The 19,252-nt window shown below is 65.6% G+C and carries 15 protein-coding genes; 5 read left to right on the top strand and 10 right to left on the bottom strand.

Annotation, left to right across the window (positions count from 1 at the left end):
- Positions 1-8 precede the first annotated feature (8 nt).
- From PSEST_RS03205 to PSEST_RS03225, 5 genes are read right to left on the bottom strand one after another with little or no spacing between them, the layout of a single operon-like run.
- Positions 9-1,655 carry a methyl-accepting chemotaxis protein gene (locus PSEST_RS03205; RefSeq protein WP_015275605.1) on the bottom strand — a complete coding sequence of 549 codons (1,647 nt, stop codon included), beginning with the start codon at positions 1,653-1,655 and terminating at the stop codon, positions 9-11.
- Positions 1,634-3,880, bottom strand: coding sequence for a chemotaxis protein CheA (locus tag PSEST_RS03210; protein WP_015275606.1), 2,247 nt, complete (start codon positions 3,878-3,880; stop codon positions 1,634-1,636). The genes PSEST_RS03205 and PSEST_RS03210 overlap by 22 nt, the downstream gene beginning before the upstream one ends.
- Positions 3,870-4,211 carry an STAS domain-containing protein gene (locus PSEST_RS03215; protein ID WP_015275607.1) on the bottom strand — a complete coding sequence of 114 codons (342 nt, stop codon included), beginning with the start codon at positions 4,209-4,211 and terminating at the stop codon, positions 3,870-3,872. Before PSEST_RS03215 ends, PSEST_RS03210 begins: the two co-directional genes overlap by 11 nt.
- Position 4,212: 1 nt before the next feature.
- A complete protein-coding gene (locus tag PSEST_RS03220; RefSeq protein ID WP_015275608.1) occupies positions 4,213-4,578 on the bottom strand; it encodes a response regulator in 366 nt (121 codons plus the stop codon).
- A gap of 22 nt (positions 4,579-4,600) precedes the next feature.
- Positions 4,601-5,686 (bottom strand): methyl-accepting chemotaxis protein, encoded by a 1,086-nt coding sequence (locus PSEST_RS03225; protein ID WP_015275609.1) that lies wholly within the window; start codon positions 5,684-5,686, stop codon positions 4,601-4,603.
- 261 nt (positions 5,687-5,947) lie between these two features.
- On the opposite strand from PSEST_RS03225, the gene PSEST_RS03230 reads away from it, so the two are divergent.
- The 4 genes from PSEST_RS03230 (at position 5,948) to PSEST_RS03245 (ending at position 12,163) form a co-directional block, all read left to right on the top strand.
- Positions 5,948-7,987 carry a PAS domain S-box protein gene (locus PSEST_RS03230; RefSeq protein ID WP_015275610.1) on the top strand — a complete coding sequence of 680 codons (2,040 nt, stop codon included), beginning with the start codon at positions 5,948-5,950 and terminating at the stop codon, positions 7,985-7,987.
- Between the two features lie 16 nt (positions 7,988-8,003).
- Positions 8,004-8,657: a response regulator gene (locus PSEST_RS03235; RefSeq protein WP_015275611.1), complete on the top strand. Its 654-nt coding sequence runs from the start codon at positions 8,004-8,006 to the stop codon at positions 8,655-8,657.
- Between the two features lie 72 nt (positions 8,658-8,729).
- Positions 8,730-10,529: a PAS domain-containing protein gene (locus tag PSEST_RS21655; protein WP_015275612.1), complete on the top strand. Its 1,800-nt coding sequence runs from the start codon at positions 8,730-8,732 to the stop codon at positions 10,527-10,529.
- Positions 10,530-10,672: 143 nt separating this feature from the next.
- Positions 10,673-12,163, top strand: coding sequence for a sensor domain-containing diguanylate cyclase (locus PSEST_RS03245; protein ID WP_015275613.1), 1,491 nt, complete (start codon positions 10,673-10,675; stop codon positions 12,161-12,163).
- An 84-nt stretch (positions 12,164-12,247) separates the two neighbouring features.
- Here PSEST_RS03245 and ppa read toward each other — a convergent pair whose 3' ends face one another.
- Entirely contained in the window at positions 12,248-12,775 is a 528-nt protein-coding gene (ppa, locus tag PSEST_RS03250; RefSeq protein ID WP_015275614.1) for an inorganic diphosphatase, read from the bottom strand.
- A 105-nt stretch (positions 12,776-12,880) separates the two neighbouring features.
- On the bottom strand, positions 12,881-13,693 hold the full coding sequence (locus tag PSEST_RS03255) for a zinc-dependent peptidase (RefSeq protein WP_015275615.1): 813 nt from the start codon (positions 13,691-13,693) through the stop codon (positions 12,881-12,883).
- Between the two features lie 147 nt (positions 13,694-13,840).
- Here PSEST_RS03255 and PSEST_RS03260 point away from each other — a divergent pair, with 147 nt between their 5' ends.
- On the top strand, positions 13,841-15,394 hold the full coding sequence (locus PSEST_RS03260; RefSeq protein WP_015275616.1) for an alkaline phosphatase D family protein: 1,554 nt from the start codon (positions 13,841-13,843) through the stop codon (positions 15,392-15,394).
- A 6-nt stretch (positions 15,395-15,400) separates the two neighbouring features.
- Here PSEST_RS03260 and eutC read toward each other — a convergent pair whose 3' ends face one another.
- The 3 genes from eutC to eat form a co-directional block, all read right to left on the bottom strand.
- Positions 15,401-16,195 (bottom strand): ethanolamine ammonia-lyase subunit EutC, encoded by a 795-nt coding sequence (gene eutC, locus PSEST_RS03265; protein WP_015275617.1) that lies wholly within the window; start codon positions 16,193-16,195, stop codon positions 15,401-15,403.
- 85 nt (positions 16,196-16,280) lie between these two features.
- A complete protein-coding gene (locus tag PSEST_RS03270) occupies positions 16,281-17,672 on the bottom strand; it encodes an ethanolamine ammonia-lyase subunit EutB (RefSeq protein WP_015275618.1) in 1,392 nt (463 codons plus the stop codon).
- Between the two features lie 14 nt (positions 17,673-17,686).
- The gene (gene eat, locus PSEST_RS03275) at positions 17,687-19,135 is read right to left on the bottom strand and encodes an ethanolamine permease (RefSeq protein ID WP_015275619.1); all 1,449 of its coding nucleotides are present in this window, start codon (positions 19,133-19,135) and stop codon (positions 17,687-17,689) included.
- Between the last annotated feature and the right edge of the window lie 117 nt (positions 19,136-19,252).

The following is a 19,252-nucleotide window of genomic DNA, read 5'->3' on the forward strand; positions in this document are numbered from 1 at the left end:
CGGCATCCTCAGCTGAAGCTGACGAACTGGCTGTCGTCCACCGACGTCCGTGCCCGCTGCTCGCCGCGTGGGCTCGTAGCGGCAGGGCGCGGGCTGGCGAACGGCACCGGCCGACGTAGCGGCTGCGAGGCGGTGTTGGCAGCGTCGAAGCGGAAGAAGCTGATCAGCTCGAGCAGTTGCCCGGCCTGGGCGTTCATTTCCTCGGAGGTGGCGGCCAGCTCCTCGGAGGCCGAGGCGTTCTGCTGGGTGATCTGATTCATCTGGCCCATGGCGATGTTGATCTGCTCGGCGCCGCTGCTCTGCTCCTGCGAAGCGGCGGTGATCTCCTGCACCAGGTCGGAAGTCTTCTGGATGTTCGGCACGATCTCGTCGAGCAGCGACCCGGCCTGCTCGGCCAGTTGCACGCTGTTGCTGGCGACACCGCCGATTTCCTGGGCTGCGACCTGACTGCGTTCGGCCAGCTTGCGTACTTCCGCGGCGACCACCGCGAAGCCCTTGCCATGATCGCCGGCACGCGCGGCCTCGATGGCGGCGTTGAGGGCGAGCAGGTTGGTCTGGTAGGCGATGTCGTCGATGATGCCGATCTTGTCGGCGATCTGCTTCATCGCCTGGACCATGTCGCGGACTGCACGACCGCCTTCGACGGCATCATTGGCGGCCTTGCCGGCGATGTTGTCGGTGATCTTCGCGCTTTCGGTGTTCTGTGCGATCGAGGCGGACATCTGTTCCACCGAGGCGGTGGTTTCCTCGACGCTGGCGGCCTGCTCGCTGGCGGCCTGGCTGAGCGACTGCGAGGTGGCGCTGACCTCTTCGGAGGCCGACGACAGCGAGTCGGCGGCGCTGCGAACGTCGCTGATGACGTTGCGCAGGCGTTCGGCCATGTTGTTCATCGAACTCAGCAGGCGCCCGGTTTCATCCTTGCTGTTGACCTCCAGCTGCACGCCCAGATCGCCGGCGGCGAGGCTGTCGGCAACGCTGACGGCGCGATTGAGCGGGCGGGTGATGCTGCGTGTGACCAGCATGCCGATGATGAAACCGAGCACCACGGCGAGCAGGATCAGGCCGATCATCTGCGTCTTCGAGCCGAGGTAGATGGCGTTGATCTGCGCGTTCGCTTCCTGGGCGCGGTCGCGGCGGAACGCCACCGCTTCGGACATCAGGTTGTCCACGGTCTCGCCGCTGCGCGACAGTGCCGGGAACAGCTCGCTGAAGGCGCTCTGCTCGGCCAGTTCGGCCGATGCCAGGTGAATCGAGAGGATTTCGTTGAGCCGGCGCTCGTAGTCGGCCAGCGGCTCGTCGATGCGGTTGACCAGTGCCTTGGCCTGATCGGAGTGGAAGGACTTCTTGGCCTTTTCCAGGGTGGTGCGGGTGTCGACCAGGGCCTTCTGTGCCGCTGCGGCGGAGCTGTCGCGGGCTTCCACGGTGGTGGCCAGCAGCGAGCCGCGCAGGGCACGTCCGGCGACGATCAGCGAGTAGTTGGCGCTATGCACGGCGTCGATACCGGTCAGGTCGCGCTCGTACATCAGATCGGATAGCCCGCTGACCTCGGAGAGGTTGCGGATGCCGAGCAGGCCGACGGCGATGGTCAGCAGCACCACCAGCAGGAAGCCCAGGGTCAGGCGCGCGCCGATTTTCATGTTGCGGAAGAATTGCATGGGGTTTCTCCTTGCTGACCTGCGGCGATCTGGCGGGGCTGGCTGGTACGCAGATCAGCAGGGCTCGCTTCGACGTGGGTGTGCAGATGACGGAACAGACTGGGAATATCCAGGATCAGGGCGACTTGCCCGCTCCCGAGAATGGTTGAGCCGCCAATACCCTGCAGATGCTGGAACAGCTGGCCGAGGGGCTTGATGACGGTTTGCAGTTCACCGTGCAGGTGATCGACGATCAGCCCGGCCTGCTGCCGGCCGTGACTGACGACAATGATGTTGCGGCGCTTGCTGGGCGCCTCGCGCAGTTTGAAATGCGCGGCCAGCGACAGGCACGGCAGCGGTCGGCCGCGCAGGTCGAGGTAGCCGTAGGCGGCGCCATCGAGCTGATCGGCTTCCAGCTCCAGGCATTCGGTGACCATGTCCAGCGGAATGACGAAGTAGTCGTCGCCAAGGCTGATCAGGAAGCCATCGATGATGGCCAGGGTCAGCGGCAGGCGGATGCGGAAGGTGCAGCCTGCGCCGGGGCGCGAGTCGATCTCGATGGTGCCGCGCAGCGCATCGATGGCACTGCGCACCACATCCATGCCCACGCCACGCCCGGAAAGGTCGGAAACGTTGTCGGCGGTGGAGAAGCCGGCGGCGAAGATCAGCATCTGCACATCGTGATCGCTGAGGTTTGCCTGGGCATCGATCAGGCCGCGGGCGATGGCCTTCTCGCGGATGCGCTGGGTGTTTAGGCCGCGACCGTCGTCGGCAACTTCGATGACGATCATCCCCGACTCGTGATAGGCGTCCAGGCGCAGATGCCCTTCGGCCGGCTTGCCGGCGGCGAGGCGCTGTTCGGCCGGCTCGATGCCGTGGTCGATGGCGTTGCGCACCAGATGGGTCAGTGGGTCGGCCAGGCGGTCGATCACCGCCTTGTCCAGTTCGGTGTCGGCGCCCTGGATCTCCAGGCGGATGTCCTTGCCCAATTGCTGGCTGACGTCGCGCACCACTCGGTGGAAACGGTTGAAGGTGTCGCCGATCTCGATCATGCGCAGCTTCAGCGCCGCCTCACGGATCTGTTCCACGTGCAGATTGACCGTCTGCGTGCTTTCGATGCAGGCGGCGTCGCCCTTCAGCTGGGCCCGCAGTTGGGCGCCGGCGGCGCTGATCACCAGCTCGCCGACCAGGTTGATCAGCTCGTCGAGCTTGTGTGCGGCGACGCGGATCTGGCTGTGCTCCTGGTTGCGCTTCTCGCGCACCGTCTGTTGTTTGGCCAGCGCGGCGTTGACGCCTTGGGCTGGCACCATGCCTTGCTCGACCAGCACGCTGCCGAGCGGACGTGGCTGTTGCGCGTCGGCAGCCTGCAGGCGCAGCGCCTGGTCCAGTTCCAGCTCGGTGAGCAGGCCACTGGCGACGAGGATGCGGCCGATCTTCTGGTCGGTTTCCGGCAGGTCGTGGATCAGCTGCAGATAGTCTTCCAGCGCGGCGTTCGGCGGCAGGATACGCAGCGTGCAGAATTCGCGGATGAACTCGAAGACTTCCTCGATCTCGGCCTTGCTGGCCGTCGTGCACAGGTCGATCTCCATGCCCAGGTAGCAGCTTTCCGGATCTATGTCGGCCAGCGCCGGCAGTGCGTCGTCGATCAGTTCCAGCTGCAGGATGTCGCCCAGCCGGCTGAGGTAGCGGAGAAAGGAGGCCGGGTCGAAACCATTGGCGAGGATCTCCGGCTGCAGGCGCAGGGAGATGTGCCAGGCCGCTTCCTGGTCGCAGTTGGCGCATTTGTCGAGGCGCCCGAAAGCCTTGCAGGCGTCGGGCTCGATCACGGTCAGCGGAATGAGTGGGCTGACTTCATGGCTGGTCAGGGCCGCGATCAGCCCGGCATGGCGCGCTTCGTCCACGGGCAGCTCGCCGCTGTCCGCGTCGATCAGCTCGACCATCGCATTGATCTCGTCGAGGCCGCGCAGCAGCAGGTCGAGCAGCACCGGCGTGAGCGCCTGCTGGCCCTCGCGGACCTTCATCAGCAGGCTTTCCAGGTGATGAGTGAAGTTCACCAGGGGCGTCAGCGAGAACAGTCCGGCCGACCCCTTCAGCGTGTGCATGGCGCGGAACAGCCCGTTGATGGCGTCCTCGTCGGTCGGCGTCTGCTCCAGCTGCAGCAGGTATTCCTCGGCCTGCTTGGCCAGGTCGCGGGCCTCTTCGACGAAGCTCAGCAGCAGTTGGCTCCACTGTTGGTCATTGAGCATGGCGGCCTCCGCTTGCTGCCGGCGCGTGGCTGGAGAACAGCGTCTGCACACGCAGCAGCTGGAGCAGTTCGAGTGCCTCCGCGCTTGGGTTGCAGACTTCCAGCGTGGCGTCGCTCAGGCGCAGCTGGCGCTGCGCGGCGAGCAGCAGCTGAGCGCCGGCGGTATCCAGTTCGTCGAGTGCGCTGAGGTCCAGTTGCCAGTGCCCGCTGGGCTGCGCGCCGAACGCACCCAGCAGCGCGTCGCGTGCGTCACGCACTTCATAGATGGTCAGGTTGCCGCTCAGGGCCAGGCACGTGCCGACCGCGCTGGCCTGCTGCTGGAGTGTGAACATTTCAGCCGGCCAGTTTTTCGACAGCCGACAGCAGCTGCTGCGGCTGGAACGGTTTGACGATCCAGGCCTTGGCGCCGGCGGCCTGGCCTTCGGCCTTCTTGCCCTGCTCGCTTTCGGTGGTGAGCATGCAGATCGGGGTGAAACGGTAGGCCGGGTTGGCCTTGACCGCCTTGACCAGGCCGATGCCGTCGAGGTTGGGCATGTTCACGTCGCTGATGATCAGGTTGATCTTCTGCCCGGTGAGTTTGGTCAGCGCATCGCGGCCATCGACCGCCTCGATCACCTGGTGGCCGGCGCCGGTGAGGGTCATCTTCACCAGCTGGCGCATGGACTGCGAGTCGTCGACGATGAGAATGGTCTTGCCCATGAAAATGTCTCCTTGGCGGGGGTCAGAAAAAGGTCACGTCGTCGGTCGAGGCGCTGCTGCGTTTGACGCCGTGGCGCTCTTCGTCGGTGGTGAAGCGCTGACGTAGTTCGCGCAGCCAGCGGTGCGGGTCGAGCACGGCGCTGTCCTGGCGGTCGACGGCCTCATGCAGGCGCTGCATGTCCTGCTGCAGGTGGTCGAGCATCTGGTCGGTGCGATCCTGGAACTGCAGGTTGACGACGATTTCTTCGATGTCCGCCTGGGTGTGGCGGGTGTCCTGCTGCAGCAGCAGCGAGGTGTCGGCGAGCTCTTCCAGGCTGGCACTCAGGCCCTGCATGACCTCGCCGGTGACTTCGTCGAGGTAGTGCAGGTTGCTCTGTTCGGTATTGCTCAGTTCTTCGGCGGCGCTGACCGTGGCGCTGATCGCCTGGTTGATTTCGCCGACCTTCTGATCCATGTCGTGGCCGGTTTCGGCCGACAGCGTGGACAGCTTGCGCACTTCATCGGCAACCACCGAGAAGCCGCGGCCGTAATCGCCGGCACGAGCGGCCTCGATGGCGGCATTAAGCGCCAACAGGTTGGTCTGGCGGGCGATGTCCTGAACCAACCGCGACATGTTCTGCAGTTCGCTGGCGTGCTGGTTCAGCTCACCGATGGTGCCGAGCAGTGCGGCCTTGCGCTCGCTGGCAGTATGGAAGGCACCGGTCACCACATTGAGCTGATCGCGCGCATGGCGCAGGCTGCTGGCCATGCCATTGCCGCCGACCACAGCTTCGGAAGTGTTCAGGGTCTGCTGCAGGCGTTGCGTCATTCCGGCAAAGCGGCTGAACAGTTCGCCGACACTGCCTTGCTGCACCTGGCGCACCTGATCGACGTTGCTGCGCCAGGTGGGCACCACAGCCAGCAGCAGCGCTTCGACTGCCGTGCTGGTTGGCGCCGCCGGTGCGCTTACCGGCTCGAGGTTTGCCTGCTGCGCTGGTGCGGGCGGGCGCAGCAGCAGCGCGGCGCCGGCACTGCCGAGCAGCCCGGCAAGGGTCATCCACGGCCAGCCAAGGCCCAGGCCCGCGAGCCCTGCGGCGATTGCAATCCAAAGTGCGCTGTAGGCGATCATCTCACCCTGCCTCCCGGTTCAAGTGCGGCGAACGATAGGCAGCCGCGAGCAGGGCGGGTATCGGGCAATCCCCTAGGCTGGCCTAAGGCACCAGGTGGCTAAAGTTTTTCGCGGATCTGCCGGGCATCGGGGCCGGAGTGCTCTGGTGCGCGCTCTGGCGATCAAGCGGCGCAGCGGGTTGTCTACAGTCAATCTGGCGGAATGCGCGTCCCCGCACGGCCTCATGCCGGACGGACGCCTTCGAGGAGTGACAGCATCGCAATGATCCCCAATGCTGCCGATGTCGCTGCGAATCTTTACGCCTCGCGCCGCGCGCTGAGGGTGGCGCCGTGGAAGATCGTCCTGGCCTATGCCCTGGTGGCTGTGGTGTGGATCTTCACGACGAACCTGATCATCACCGCGCTGGGCTTGCCGGAGTCGAGCTATACGTTGCGCATCGCGGCGTTCGTGCTGTTCACCGCACTGGGGATCTGGTGGTACACGCGGCGGCTGGCCGATGGGGTGATTCGCTCGCAGAAGCTGGTGGGCCGCGCCGAGAACAGCTACCGCATGCTTTTCGATCGCCATCCCGCGCCGATGTGGCTGTTCGACAAACGTACCCTGAGCATCGTCCGCGGTAACCGCCAGGCGGTGGCGGCCTACGGCTACAGCGCCGGGGAATTCGCTGAGCTGGAAATCCTCGATCTGTACGCTGCTCATGAGCGGGAGCGGCTGGAGGCGCTGGCTCAACCTGTCACGCCGCAGCAGTTGGCCGGGCTGCGCCAGCATGTGGCGCGCGACGGCCGCGAACTGAATGTCGAAGTGCTCTGCAGCGCGCTGGACATCGACGAGTCGCCCTTCGCGCTGTTGATGGCGCAGGAGGTCAGCGCGCACTTCCAGACCGAAACGCAGCTGGCCAGCGCTCTCAGAAAGCTGGAGTTGGCCCGGCATTTAGCCCAGATGGCGTATTGGCAGCGGCTGCCGGGCAGCGAGCAGGTCGACTGGTCACCGGAGATTGGCGACGTGCTCGGCATCGCCAACGCGGGTGCGCTGAGCTGGACGGCCTTTCTCGATTACCTGCACCCGGATGATCGCCCCGCGGTCGCCGCCGCTCATGAGCGGGCTGAGCGGCACGGTAGTCTCGCCCATGAGTTCCGTGTGCTGGGCGCGAATGGCGAGCAACGCTGGATGTTCGAGCGCATACAGCTCCTCGGTCGCCAGCGAGCGCTGTTTGGCGCGCTGATGGATGTCACCGAACTCAAGGCCGGGGAGGGCGACCTGGCCGGCGAGAAACGCCGCTATGAACGTATGGTCGACGGCTTGCCCGACGGAGTGCTGATGCTGCGTCAGGGCCGCATCCACTACGCCAATGCAGCTGCGCGCCGGCTGCTGGCCGGCGACCCACTGCAGCCGCTGGACGCCCAGCCGTTCATCGAATTCGTCGCCGAGCATCAGCGCGCCCGCGAGACCGCCCGGTTGGCCGCCCTGCAGCGCGGTGCAGCAGCCGGCCAGCCGCAGCGCTTGCTGCTGGTATGTCGCGACGGCCAGCCGTTCGAAGCGGAGGTCAGCGAAACACTGCTGCCCGCCGACGGTGACGCCGAGGTGCAACTGCTGATCCGCGATGTCAGCCAGGCCGAGCAGCTGCGGCGCGATCTGGAAGACGCCAACCAGCGCCTGCAACATCTTTCGCAGCGCTTGATCGAGGTGCAGGAAATCGAGCGGCGCGAGGTGGCGCGTGACCTGCACGATGACGTCGGCCAGCACCTGACCGGCTTGAAACTGCATCTGCAACGGCTGATCCGCCGCCAGGCTGGCGACAGCGAGTTCGAGCGGCTGTCGCAACCGCTGGTAGCCAGCATGGATGCGGCGCTGGCCAAGGTGCGCAGCCTGTCGCTGTCGCTGCACCCGCTGCAGCTGGAAACGCTCGGTCTGGAAGCCGCCGTGCGCTGGCACCTGCAGCATTTCCTCGAGGCCAGCGGCACTTGCTGGGAGCTGGAGGTTCGCGGCTCGACCACAGAAATTCCGCCCGGCAGGGCTGTGGCAGCATTCCGCCTGGTGCAGGAGGCGGTGAACAACGTCGCGCGGCATGCACGGGCGCGCACGGTGCGCATCCTCATGGTTTGCGATGAACACGAATTGCGTCTGGAAATCCTCGACGATGGCCGCGGCTTCGATGTACCCGAAGCGCTGCAGGGCGCCCAGAGCCTGGGGCTGACCAGCATGCACGAACGGGTCGCCTCGTTCGGTGGCGACCTGCGGATTTCCAGCCTGCCGGGTATGGGGACGCGCATCACCGCGCTTCTGCCGGCGCCAAACGACTGATGATGAGGATGAGCTTTTGAGCAAGCGTGTTGCCCTGGTTGACGATCACGCCCTGGTGCGGGCCGGTTTGCGAGCGCTGGTCGAGGATCAGCCCGGCTACGAGGTGGTCGCCGAAGGCGGCGACGGCCAGGACGTCGAAGCGATCCTGCGCCAGGCGCGTCCGGACATTCTGCTGCTGGACCTCAGCATGAAGCACATGGGCGGGCTGGATGCGCTGCGCCAGTGGCACGGCCAGTACCCGGACGTGCAGGTGCTGATCCTGTCCATGCATGCCACCGCCGACTACGTGCTGGCGGCGCTGCGCCTGGGTGCCCGCGGTTACCTGCTCAAGGATGCCGCCGCGCAGGAACTGGACATGGCCCTGCAGGCGCTCTCGCGCAACGAGTCCTATCTGAGCCCCGGAATTGCGCAGACGGTGATCAGCTCGGCGATCGTCGAGGGGCGCAGCCGCGAGACAAGCCTGGCTCCGGTGCTGACCCCGCGACAGATCGAGATCCTGCGCTTGATCGCCCGCGGCGTATCGACCCGCGATATCGCCGCTGGCCTCGGCCTCAGCGTGAAAACCGTGGACACTCACCGCGCGCAGATCATGGCGCGGCTGAACCTGCACGACGTACCGTCGCTGGTGCTCTACGCGGTGCGCCAAGGGCTGATCAGCCCCGACGACTAGGGGTTTGCCTGATAGCGCGACGGCCGCTGCGGCGCCACAGTGTGGCCTGGCCCCGGCAAGCGAGACCCCGCCATGCATCCCCATTCCGCCGACGTGTTCGTCGACGCCTATCTGGCAAGGCACGCCGGCCCCTCGGTAGCGTCGCCTCGTCCGGCCTGGCAGAAGCCATGGCTGCTGGCACTGCTCGCGGCCGCGATAAGCCTGCTGGCAGGCGTGTTGTGGCGATCGCTCGATCTGCCGGCCGGGCCTGCGCTGGTGCTGCCGGGGATTGCCGTGGCTGGCGCCTTGCCGGTCTATCTTTGCGCGCGCTTGCTGCACCAGCGCAAGCGGCTGACCCATGCGCGCGGGGAGGTCGCCTTGCTGCGCCAGCTCTGTTCGCTATGGGCCCAGTCCGAGGGCGCCTGCCTGAAAGAGCTCGATGCCCACGGGCGGCTGCTGGCGATGAGCGAACGTGGCCGCCAGCTGATGGACGTATGCGATTTCGATGCGCTGCGCGGCTCGGACTGGCTCGGTATCTGGCCCGGCGAAGCGGCCGCGACCGCGCGGGATGCCTTCGCCCGCGCCCTTGCCGGTGAGCCTGCGCGCTTCTCCGGTTTTTGCCCGACGCTGGCCGGCGTTGCGAAATGGTGGGACGTGCTGATCATGCCGCTGCCCGGCGCTGGCGAAGCCACATCGATGCTGGTGCTGTCCTGGGACGTTACTGAAGTGCGACAGCGTGCATGCCAGCTGCAGACCACCAACGACGAGCTCACCACCTTGCTGGAGCACCTGGACGACGGCTTCTGCCGGCTCGATCGTTCCTGGCGGCTGGTGGAACTCAACGGCCGGGCGGTCGCCCTTCTGCAGCGTCCGCGCAGCGAACTGCTCGGCACCCTGCTCTGGGATCTGCTGCCGCAGGCTCGCGGCGCCGAGCTGGGTGTCGCGCTGCAGGAAGTGATGGATCTGGGCATTGCGCGGCGCATCGAGACCTTTTCGCCGCAGTATCAGGGCTGGTATCGCATTCATGCCTATCCGCACGCCGATGGCCTGTACCTGTTCTTCAGCGACATCAGCCGCGACGTGGCGAGCGCCCAGACAGCGCAGGCGGTGCAGGCGCGCCTGCGGCTGAGCCAGCAGGTCGGGCTGTTCGGTGACTGGCAATTCGACCTGACGAGTCAGCGCCTGGATCTCTCCGACCAGGCCTTGCAGCTGTTGGGCATGCCGTCTGGCGCCGCTGCCGGTGAGGCGCTGCTGGAGCGTTTGCATCCACAGGATAGGCTGGGGTTCGTTGCCGCCATGCTCGATCTGGCCGAGGGGCAGACAGGGTTCGACGCGCGGGTTCGTCTGAGCGGCACCGCCGCCGAGGATTGGCGTCACTTTCATTTTGCCGGCACGGTGATTCGCACCAAGGCGCACCCCGCCGGTTTGCTGGTGGGCTGCCTACAGGATGTGACCGAGCAGCAGCGGCGCGAGGCACGGCTGGAAGATGCCGAGGCATTTACCCGCGGCATCATCGACGCCTTGCCGCTGGCCATCGGAGTAATCGACGGCAACGGCAGGCTGATCACCGCCAATCAGGTCTGGATGGCCGGCGGCAACGCTCCGGCTGCCTTATCCGGCTGCAAGTCGCTGGATTACCTGGCGCGCTGCCGTGCGGCCACTGGCGACGGGTTCGATGCCGGTGCCAGGCTGGCAGACGGCATCGAGGCGCTGCTCGCCGGCACTGGTGACCCGTTTGTCTTCAGCTACGAGCACGGCAGTGATGCGCAGCGGCGCGTCTACCAGAGTTCGGCGTTGCTGATGAGCACGCTGACCCGGCGGGTACTGGTCGTCCACGAACTCCTTACGGGAGAATCTCGCAACAGCGAGGGCGCTGCCCTGACTCCCGCTTGAGCGGCTATACCGCCGATTCCCGAGTGCTTGGCAACGCTGCTTCACGCCGCTGCTTTCCCCGTTCGCGACGTGTCTGGCGGGCGCGACCGTTCGTCTGGTAGCTTCATGGACATCAGGTTCGCGCCGGGCGCGATGGAGAGAGCTTGAATCGCAAGGCAGGACTTCTGGCGGCTCTGATACTCGTGCTGGCGCTGGTGCCGATGTGGGCGTTCGTGTTTAGCGAGATCAGGCATGAGCGTGAGCTGATGATCGGGGCCGCGCGCAACGATGCGATGAACCTGGCGACCGCCTTCGAGGCGCACGTCCAGAGCACGATCAGGCTCATGGACATCGTGCTGCTGGACATGCGTGAAGATGTGCTGGACAACGCCGACTTCGAGCGCCACGTCCGCGAGGAACTGCAGGCCTACGGCAGCTTCGTTGCGCAGCTGGCGGTTATCGACAAGCATGGCCGGCTGGCCTTCTCCAACCTGGAGTCGTCGGTAAAGCCGGTGGACTTGAGCGATCGCGAGCATTTCAGGGTGCATCGCGACAACCCGCAAGAGGATCGGCTGTTCATCAGCAAGCCGGTGCTGGGCAGAGTATCGAAGCAGTGGACCATCCAGTTCACCCGGCCCATTCATCAGAACGGTGAGTTCGCCGGTGTCCTTGTCCTTTCGGTACCCACCAACTTCTTTGCCGACTATTACCAGCAGATCGATGTCGGGTTGCATGGCGCGATCGCCCTGCTCGGCACCGACCGCAGCCTGCGCGCCATCGCCTCGGGAACGCCGATTGCCGGGCGCTACGGGCGCTTCAAGGTGCCGGCAGACAGGCCCTACGTCGACCCCGATGCGCCTGTCCGCGGTTACTACGAGGGTGTGAGTTCTCTCGATGGGGAGTATCGCCTGGGTGCCTACCGGCGCCTGACCGACGCAGGTGTGGTGGTACTGGTGATGCTTTCGCCCAAGGATTTCATGGCCGCTCACGAGGAGCGCAAGGAGCTGTTGCTCGCCTCGGCTGGCGTCATTTCGCTGCTGTTGCTTGCTGTGGCGGTGCTGGTTTTCGTGCTGAGCAGCCGCTATTTCCAGAGTACCGCCCGACTGCGTCAGGCGCACGACCAGCTGGCACAGTTCGCCAACACCGACGTGCTCACCGGCGCACGCAGCCGCCGAGCGTTTTTCGACGGGCTGGACGCGGAACTTGCGCGCGCGCGGCGGCATGGCGACGGTCTGAGCCTGTTGATGCTCGATATCGACCATTTCAAACGCGTCAACGACGTGCATGGCCACCCGGCCGGCGACGTGGTGCTCAAGCAGTTCGCCGTCATCTGCGCTGCGCTGCTGCGTGGTCATGACCTGTTCGGCCGTATCGGCGGCGAGGAATTCGCCATCGCGCTGCCCAATACCGACCTGGAAGGTGCGCGTTGCGTCGCCGAAAAGATCCGCCAAGCCATTGCCCAAGCGCCCGTGGCGACGACAGCCGGCGAGATATCCATCACCGTCAGCATCGGTCTGGCCTGCACCGATGGCGGGCAACATGAAGCGGATTATCTGATCGTGCAGGCTGATCGGGCGCTATACCTGGCCAAACACGGCGGCCGCGATCAAGTCTACGCAGCCGCCCCACGCCCGCTCGAAAGCCCGCGTTCCTGAACAGTTGATCATCCTGCCAGCGGACCCTCAAATCGCAGGCAATAAAAAGCCGGCTTGTGGCCGGCTTTTCTTCAGTGCTTCGACTTACTTCTGGTAAGCCTCGGCAGCTTTGATGATGGCGGCACGGGCGGCGTCGGCGCCTTCCCAGCCTTCGACCTTGACCCACTTGCCCTTCTCGAGATCCTTGTAGTTCTCGAAGAAGTGCTTGATCTGCTCGATCAGCAGCGGCGGCAGGTCGGTGTATTCCTTAACGTCTACATACAGCTGGCTCAGCTTGTCGTGCGGGACGGCGATCAGCTTGGCGTCGCCGCCGGCTTCGTCGGTCATGTTCAGCACGCCGACCGGACGGCAGCGGATGACCGAACCCGGAGCGACCGGATAGGGGGTCACGACCAGCACGTCGAGGGGGTCGCCGTCATCGGCCAGGGTGTGCGGGATGAAACCGTAGTTGGCCGGGTAGAACATCGGGGTGGCCATGAAACGGTCGACGAACAGGCAGTCGGTGTCGTGATCGATTTCGTACTTGATCGGCGCGTGATTGGCCGGGATTTCGATGGCGACGTAGATGTCGTTCGGCAGGTCTTTGCCAGCCGGGACTTTGCTGTAGCTCATGAACGATGGGCTCCTGATCGGCCAGCGCGGCCTGGGGGCGGAAAAAAGTGGGCGCGATTATAGGCGCAATGTCGCGCGCAATGCACGGGGTTCGACGTGCCCAACCTACGCAGGTTCCCGGTAGGCCGGATGTTCGGCTTGCAGGCGTTGCAGCCGTGTCAGCGGGTCCTGCCGGTAGAAGTCGGCGAGTTGCGCATAGACCTCGGGGAATATCTGGTGCAGCACATCCGGCGCGCTGAAGAAGTACTCGCTGGTGACGGCGAAGAACTCTGCCGGGTTTTCGGCAGCGTACGGATCGATCGGCGTTTCGGCATCGGGGTTGGCGTCGAGCAGGCGGTCGAGCTGGTCGTAGGCACTCTGCATGGCGCTGGCCCAGGCTTCGATGCGCATCTGTCGGTGCAGCGGCGGCAGGCCGTTGGCATCGCCGTTGAGCATGTCCAGCTTGTGCGCCAGTTCGTGAATCACCAGGTTGTAGGCTTCCCAGCCGCCGCTCTCCTGCACGCCGGGCCAGGCGAGGATCACCGGGCCCTGCAGCCAGGCTTCGCCGCTGTGCTCGGCATCCCACTCATGCTCGACGCCAGCGGCATCGCGATGCTTCTGCGGGCTGAGGAAGTCGTCGGGGTAGATGACGATCTCGTGAAAGCCGCGATACCAGCCAAGCTCGGCCAGGTGCAGCAGCGGCAACTGCGCCTGCAGCGCCAGGCGCAGGCGGTCCTGGGGTTGCAGCTCGACGCCCGCCAGCGGCGTCAGGCGCTTTTCATGCAGAAATAGCACGGCGCGCTCACGCAAGCGGCTCAACTCGTCTTCGCTCAGGCCGTCGAGAATCGGCAGGCTGTCGAGCACCTGCTGCCACAGCTCTGGGCTGACCGGGTTGCGGGCGAGGATGCGTTTGCGCTGCCAGGCGCGGTAGGACCACATGGTGAAACATCCAGCGGGGCGGGGCGCCCACATTAAGCGTGGCTGCAGGATGCGACAAGCAATGAAGTACCGCCGGTCGGCGCGTCACGGGACTGTCAAGCATGGTGGGTAAATCGGGTGGACACCCACTCGCAAGGAGACTTCGACATGTCCGCACCGGATCAGAAACGCCGCCAACTGCTGCAGGGCATCGGCGCCGGCCTCGCCCTGCCGGCTCTGGGCGTTGCGCCCGCCATTATCGCCGCGCCGCGCGAACGCCCGCAGATGCTTGACGGTGTGCAATCCGGTGACGTGGCGGGCGACCGCGCGCTGATCTGGAGCCGCTGCGACCGCCCCGGCCGCCTGATCGTCGAGTGGGATACGCGCAGTCGCTTCGGCAATCCGCGGCGCATGGTTTCTTCGATCACCGATGCCGGCCAGGACTTCACTGCCCGCGTCGACCTGCGCGGGCTGCCGGCGGATCAATCGATCTTCTACCGCGCGCGCTTTGAAGATGCCCGCAGCGGCATGCTCAGCGAGCCCTGGTTCGGCCATCTGCGCAGCGCACCAACGCGCCCGCGCGACATTCGCTTCGTCTGGGGCGGTGACACCTGTGGCCAGGGTTACGGCATCAACCCGGACTTCGGCGGCATGCGCATCTACGAAAGCATGCGCATGCGCCGGCCGGATTTCTTCCTGCACAGCGGCGATGTGATCTATGCCGACGGGCCGATCCCCGCCGAGGTTACCGCCGAGGACGGCAGCATCTGGCGCAACCTGGTCACCGAGGAAAAGAGCAAGGTTGCCGAGACGCTCAACGAGTTTCGCGGCAACTACCGCTACAACCTGCTGGACGAGAACCTCCGGGCCTTCAACGCCGAGGTGCCGCAGATCTGGCAGTGGGACGATCACGAGGTGACCAACAACTGGTCGCCGAGCAAGCAACTGGACGACCGCTATCAGCAGGTGCGCGACATCGATACCCTGGTGCAGCGCGCCCGCCAGGCCTATCTCGAATACGCGCCGATGCGCATGGCCCGTGGCGACACGCAGGGGCGCATCTATCGCAAAGTCAGCTACGGGCCGCTGCTGGATGTGTTCGTGCTGGACATGCGCAGCTACCGCGGGCCGAACACCCATAATCTGCAAACGGAGCAGGGCGCGGATACGGTATTTCTCGGCCGCGAGCAGCTGCGCTGGCTCAAGCGCGAGCTGCGGGCATCGCGCGCGACCTGGAAGGTCATCGCCGCCGACATGCCCATCGGCCTGCACGTACCGGACGGCCCGCGTTGGGAGGCGATCGCCAATGGCCATGACGGCGAGGCGCTTGGCCGCGAGCTGGAAATCGCCGAGCTGCTGACCTTCATCCAGCGCGCGCGAGTGCGCAACACTGTCTGGCTGACCGCGGATGTGCATTACTGCGCGGCGCATTACTACCACCCCAATCGCGCGGCCTATCAGCAGTTCGAGCCGTTCTGGGAATTCGTCGCAGGCCCGCTGAATGCCGGCAGCTTCGGGCCGAACCCGCTGGACGGCACCTTCGGCCCGGAGGTGGTGTTCCAGAAGGCGCCGCCAACTGCGAACAGCTCGCCGCGGGCAGGCTTCCAGTTCTTCGGCGAGGTGGAGATCGACGCGCAGACCGCCGCGTTGCAGGTAAGCCTGCGCGACATCGACGGCACGGTGGTCTACAGCCAGACGCTGGAGCCCTGGCAGCAGGCCTGAACCGGCTCAGCCGAGCAGAAAGTTGCCGGCGCGAGGTTCGCCTTCCAGCGCCGCTACTTCCGCTTCGTCCTTGAGCTGTACGCCGGAGAGCTGTCGGCGGCTGGCTTCGCGCATCAGATAGAGCAGGCGGTGCGCGGCGAGGTTGTAGCTCAGGCCCTCGGGGCGAATGTTGGAAATGCAGTTGCGCTGCGCATCGTGCCGGCCGACCTCTGGCGCCCAGGTGAAGTACAGGCCCAGGCTGTCCGGTGAGCTGAGCCCTGGGCGTTCGCCGAGCAGAATGACCACCATGCGCGCCTTGAGGCGCTGGCCGATTTCGTCGGCAATCGCCACGCGGCCCTGCTCGACCAGGATAATCGGCCCGAGCGACCAGCCTTCGGCCTGACAGTGCTCGGCGATCTTCAAGGCCATCGGTGCGGCGTGGCGTTGCACGGCCAGGGCGGAGAGGCCGTCGGCGATCACCAGCGCCAGATCGCAGCCTTCGCCAGCGTGCTCGTCGAGCGTCGCGGCGCTGGCTTCGTCGAGGCGCCGACCGAGGTCGGGACGCTGCAGATAGATCTGCCGGTCTGAAGCAGCACTGCGCAGGTGCAGGCAGCCAAGTTTATGCTTCTCCAGCTCGCCAGCCAGCGCTGCGCAATCCAGCGGCAGATGCACCGCGTCGCGCGCCTGGGCATGGGCGAACTGGAAATCCAGCTGCGCGTCGGTGGGCAGGCTGACACCAGCCCGGCCAAGGGCGATGCGTGCCGGGGTCAGCTGGCGCAGGTGCTGCCAGGGGTTTTCGGTGGTGGGGGAGCGGTCGGGCATGGCTACCTCGGAGCGTGACGGTCAGCCGCGTGGAAAAGCGTGCAGCGTTTTCCACCTGAGGATGGGCGAGGAAACGAGAGCGGCTTCATGCCATTTTCTCCAGCGCCCGGCGGAAGGCTTCGGGCAGCTCGCGGCCGAGCTGCAGGCGATTGCCGTCCTGGCGGAGGATCTGCATCTTCGCCAGCCATTCCTCGAATTCCGGCGCGGGCCTGAGGCCGAGCACCTGGCGCACGTAGAGCGCGTCGTGGAAGGAGGTGGTCTGGTAGTTGAGCATCACGTCGTCCGAGCCCGGGATGCCCATGATGAAGTTGATGCCCGCCGTGCCGAGCAGGGTCAGCAGCATGTCCATGTCGTCCTGATCGGCTTCGGCGTGGTTGGTGTAGCAGATGTCGCACCCCATGGGCACGCCGAGCAGCTTGCCGCAGAAGTGGTCTTCCAGCCCGGCGCGGATGATCTGCTTGCCGTTGTAGAGGTACTCCGGGCCGATAAAGCCCACCACGGTGTTCACCAGCAGCGGCTTGTAGCTGCGTGCGACGGCGTAGGCGCGGGCTTCGCAGGTCTGCTGATCGACGCCGTGGTGGGCGTTGGCCGAGAGCGCGCTGCCCTGGCCGGTCTCGAAATACATGAGGTTGTCGCCGAGGGTGCCGCGGTTCTGCGACAGCCCGGCCTCGTAGCCTTCCTGCAGGGTCGCCAGGCTGATGCCGAAGCTGGCGTTGGCCGCCTCGGTGCCGGCGATGGACTGGAACACCAGATCCAGCGGTGCGCCGCGGTTGATCGCCTCGATGGACGTGGTGACGTGGGTGAGGATGCAGGCCTGGGTCGGAATCTCGTAGCGGCCGATCACCGCGTCGAGCATTTTCAGCAACTCGCAGATGCCGCTGGTGCTGTCGGTGGCCGGGTTGATGCCGATCACCGCATCGCCGTTGCCGTAGAGCAGGCCGTCGAGGATGCTCGCGGCGATGCCGGCCCCGTGGTCGGTCGGGTGATTGGGCTGCAGCCGGGTGGACATGCGCCCGGCCAGCCCGATGGTGTTGCGAAAGCGGGTGACGACCCGGACCTTCTGCGCGACCAGGATCAGGTCCTGCACGCGCATGATCTTCGACACCGCGGCGACCATCTCCGGCGTCAGGCCAGGTGCCAGAGCCTTTAGCGACGACTCGTTAGCATCATCGCCGAGCAGCCAGTTGCGGAAATCGCCCACGGTCAGGTGGCTGACCGGGGCGAAGGCCGCGTCGTCGTGGCTGTCGATGATCAGCCGGGTCACTTCATCACTTTCGTAGGGAATCAGCGCTTCTTCGAGAAAGCGCTTGAGCGGCACCGCTGCCAGGCACATCTGCGCCGCCACGCGTTCGGCGTCGCTGTCGGCCGCGACTCCGGCGAGCAGGTCGCCGGAGCGTGCCGGGCTGGCCTTGGCCATCACCTCGCGCAGGTCGTCGAAGCGCCAGGTGGTGCCGCCCACGCTGTGCGAGTACGCCATGTCAGCCTCCTTCTTCAGTGCAGCGATGCCTCGGCTTTCTCGATCGCCGCAAATTCCTCTTCCGGCGTGCCGGCCACCAGATGGTGTCGACTGTAGATCGCAAAGTAGGCGATGAAGATCCCATAGATGATCGCGGCGCCGATCACCACCCGCGGGTCGACCAGGAAGCCCGCGATGACCGCGATGCAAGCGAGAACCAGGGCAATGCCAGAAGTGACGATGCCGCCGGGGGTCTTGTACGGGCGATGCAGGTCCGGCCGGCGCAGGCGCAGGACGATGTGCGAGGCCATCATCAAGACGTAGGAGATGGTTGCGCCGAACACCGCGACGAGGATCAGCAGGTCGCCCTGGCCGGTCAGCGACAGCAGGAAGCCGATTACGCCGGGGATCACCAGGGCCAGCACCGGCGCCTTGTTCCGGTTGGTCAGCGACAACTTGCGCGGCAGGTAACCGGCGCGCGACAGCGCAAAGATCTGTCGTGAATAGGCGTAGATGATCGAGAAGAAGCTGGCGATCAGCCCGGCCAGGCCGACCAGATTGACGAAGCCGCTCATCCAGGTTGACGACCCATAGGCGGTGGTCAGCGCTTCCACCAGCGGGTTGCCGGATGCCACCAGCGTGCTGGAGCCGGCGCCGCCTGGGCCGACCAGCAGGATCAGGCCAGCAAAGGCGACCAGTATCAGCATGGCGCCGATCAAGCCGCGCGGCATGTCGCGCTGCGGATTCTTGGTTTCCTCGGCGGCCAGCGGTACGCCTTCCACGGCGAGGAAGAACCAGATCGCGTAGGGAATTGCCGCCCAGATGCCGACGTAGCCGTAGGGCAGGAAGTTGCTGGCACCGGCAGCGGTGGTCGGGGCGATATCGAGCAGCTTGTCCACCGAGAAGTGCGGCACCATCGCCACGATGAAGACTGCCAGGGCGAGGGCAGCGACGGCGGTGATGATGAACATCAGCTTCAGCGCCTCGCCGACACCGAAGATATGGATGCCGATGAAGATGATGTAGAAGGCGAGATAGATCATCCAGCCGCCGATGCCGAACAGCGATTCGCAATAGGCGCCGATGAATACGGCGATGGCGGCTGGGGCGATGGCGTATTCGATCAGGATTGCCGTGCCGGTGAGAAAGCCGCCCAGCGGGCCGAAGGCGGTGCGGGCGAAGCCGTAGCCGCCGCCCGCGGTCGGGACCATCGAGGACAGCTCGGCCAGCGAGAAGCACATGCACAGGTACATGGTCGCCATCAGCAGCGTGGCGATGAACAGCCCACCCCAGCCGCCCTGGGCCAGACCGAAGTTCCAGCCGGCATAGTCGCCGGAAATGACATAGGCGACGCCGAGGCCAACCAGCAACACCCAACCGGCGGCGCCTTTCTTCAGTTCGCGTTCCTGGAAATAACTACTGCCAACGGTTTCGAAATCGATTGCGTGGTGCGGTGGCGTTGAACGGCTGTGTTCGAGAGCCATGGGGGAATCCTCTTGGATAGGTTGGCAAGTCTCTCCCTAGCAAGCGTCATGCCCCACGCTACAAACCGGTGTTTGCAGTGATTTGTCAGCCAAGTTCGGCAGGAACGCACCTTTTGC

This window comes from Stutzerimonas stutzeri RCH2 (assembly GCF_000327065.1).
Taxonomy (GTDB): domain Bacteria; phylum Pseudomonadota; class Gammaproteobacteria; order Pseudomonadales; family Pseudomonadaceae; genus Stutzerimonas; species Stutzerimonas stutzeri_AE.

Excerpts from the sequence above, each read along its gene's own strand:
- PSEST_RS03270 (WP_015275618.1), bottom strand. The coding sequence starts at position 17,672 with ATGGCGTACTCGCACAGCGTGGGCGGCACCACCTGGCGCTTCGACGAC.
- PSEST_RS03210 (WP_015275606.1), bottom strand. The coding sequence starts at position 3,880 with ATGCTCAATGACCAACAGTGGAGCCAACTGCTGCTGAGCTTCGTCGAA.
- PSEST_RS03225 (WP_015275609.1), bottom strand. The coding sequence starts at position 5,686 with ATGATCGCCTACAGCGCACTTTGGATTGCAATCGCCGCAGGGCTCGCG.
- PSEST_RS03205 (WP_015275605.1), bottom strand. The coding sequence starts at position 1,655 with ATGCAATTCTTCCGCAACATGAAAATCGGCGCGCGCCTGACCCTGGGC.
- eutC (WP_015275617.1), bottom strand. The coding sequence starts at position 16,195 with ATGCCCGACCGCTCCCCCACCACCGAAAACCCCTGGCAGCACCTGCGC.
- PSEST_RS21655 (WP_015275612.1), top strand. The coding sequence starts at position 8,730 with ATGCATCCCCATTCCGCCGACGTGTTCGTCGACGCCTATCTGGCAAGG.
- PSEST_RS03215 (WP_015275607.1), bottom strand. The coding sequence starts at position 4,211 with ATGTTCACACTCCAGCAGCAGGCCAGCGCGGTCGGCACGTGCCTGGCC.
- PSEST_RS03255 (WP_015275615.1), bottom strand. The coding sequence starts at position 13,693 with ATGTGGTCCTACCGCGCCTGGCAGCGCAAACGCATCCTCGCCCGCAAC.
- PSEST_RS03260 (WP_015275616.1), top strand. The coding sequence starts at position 13,841 with ATGTCCGCACCGGATCAGAAACGCCGCCAACTGCTGCAGGGCATCGGC.
- ppa (WP_015275614.1), bottom strand. The coding sequence starts at position 12,775 with ATGAGCTACAGCAAAGTCCCGGCTGGCAAAGACCTGCCGAACGACATC.
- eat (WP_015275619.1), bottom strand. The coding sequence starts at position 19,135 with ATGGCTCTCGAACACAGCCGTTCAACGCCACCGCACCACGCAATCGAT.
- PSEST_RS03230 (WP_015275610.1), top strand. The coding sequence starts at position 5,948 with ATGATCCCCAATGCTGCCGATGTCGCTGCGAATCTTTACGCCTCGCGC.
- PSEST_RS03220 (WP_015275608.1), bottom strand. The coding sequence starts at position 4,578 with ATGGGCAAGACCATTCTCATCGTCGACGACTCGCAGTCCATGCGCCAG.